Annotated in this window: 1 protein-coding gene; it reads right to left on the bottom strand. The window is 69.3% G+C overall.

Annotated elements, in window-relative coordinates; translation table 11 throughout:
* On the bottom strand, window positions 1–1429 hold a 1429-nt coding region (gene pgi, locus R1101_RS0123440), incomplete at both ends, for a glucose-6-phosphate isomerase (RefSeq protein WP_016935609.1).

Genomic DNA, 1429 nt, shown 5'->3' with positions numbered 1-1429 from the left:
GTCGCGCAGGGTTCGGTAGGTCTCGATCAGGTGGTCGGTGGAGGCGTCGCCGGTGTCGGGGGTCTCGTCGCCGGTGAGTACCGCCTGCAGGGCGGTGGCCTGGGTCTTGCCGAGTTCGACCCCCCACTGATCGAACGAATCGATCCCCCAGATCACCCCTTGGACGAAGGTCTGGTGCTCGTAGAAGGCGATGATCTGCCCGAGCACCGACGGCGTCAACTCGGGGGCCAGGATCGTCGTCGACGGCCGATCGCCGGGCATCACCTTGTGCGCCACCAACGCCTCCGGCACGCCTTCGGCGCGGACCTCGTCGGCCTCACGCCCGAACGCCAACACCTTGGCCTGGGCGAACATGTTCGCCAGCACCAACACCTGCATCGAGGTGGTGCCGTCGCGGGCGGGCAGGTCGTCGCCACTGCGGGCCAGGCCCAGGAAATCGACCGGCACGATCTCGGTGCCCTGATGCAACAACTGGAAGAAGGCGTGCTGACCGCCCGTGCCGGGCTCCCCCCAGAACACCTCCCCGGTCGGGCAGCGCACCGCGGCGCCGTCGGCGCGTACCGACTTGCCGTTCGATTCCATGGTCAACTGCTGCAGATAGGCCGGCAACCGCGCCAGATCCTGCGCATAGGGCACCACCGCCCGGGAGCGGTGGCCGAGGACACTGGCGTTCCACACCCCGATCACCCCGGCCAGCAACGGCGCATTGTGCTCGGGGGCGGCGGTGGCGAAATGTTCGTCGATGGCGTGCATGCCGGCGAGGAACTCACCGAACCGCTGCCGTCCGATCGCGCACATCACCGCCAGCCCGATCGCCGAACCCACCGAATAGCGGCCCCCCACCCAGTCCCAGAACTCGAACATGTGCGCCGGGTCGATACCGAACTCGCGTACCCGCTGCGTGTGCGTCGACACCGCCACGAAATGCTGGGCGACGGCGTCCTCACCGAGGGCGTCGACGAGCCAGCGGCGGGCGGCGGTGGCATTGGACAGTGTTTCGAGGGTGGAGAAGGTCTTCGACGCCACGACGAACACCGTCGTCGCCGGATCCAGATCGGCCAGCGCGGCGGTCAGATCCGCCGGGTCGACGTTGGAGACGAACCGTGCCGCGGGCCCGTCGTGGAAGCGGCGCAGCGCGCCGGTGACCATCGCCGGGCCGAGATCGGAGCCGCCGATACCGATGTTGACCACCGTGGCGATCGGCTGCCCGGTGGCACCGCGCCAGCGTCCGTCGCGGATCCGGTCGGTGAACTCACCCATCCGGTCGAGCACGGCATGCACCTGCGCGACGACGTCGATTCCGTCGACGATCAGCGACGCCTCCCGCGGCAGCCGTAGGGCGGTGTGCAGCACCGCCCGGTCCTCGGTGATGTTGATGTGCTCACCGGCGAGCATCGCCTCCCGAGCGGCGGCCACACCCGTCTGCTCC

The organism is Rhodococcus sp. R1101, assembly GCF_000278445.1.
Taxonomy (GTDB): domain Bacteria; phylum Actinomycetota; class Actinomycetes; order Mycobacteriales; family Mycobacteriaceae; genus Rhodococcus; species Rhodococcus gordoniae.
Note: the sequence above shows the minus strand (reverse complement) of the source record. Positions and strands in the feature narration are given on the sequence as shown.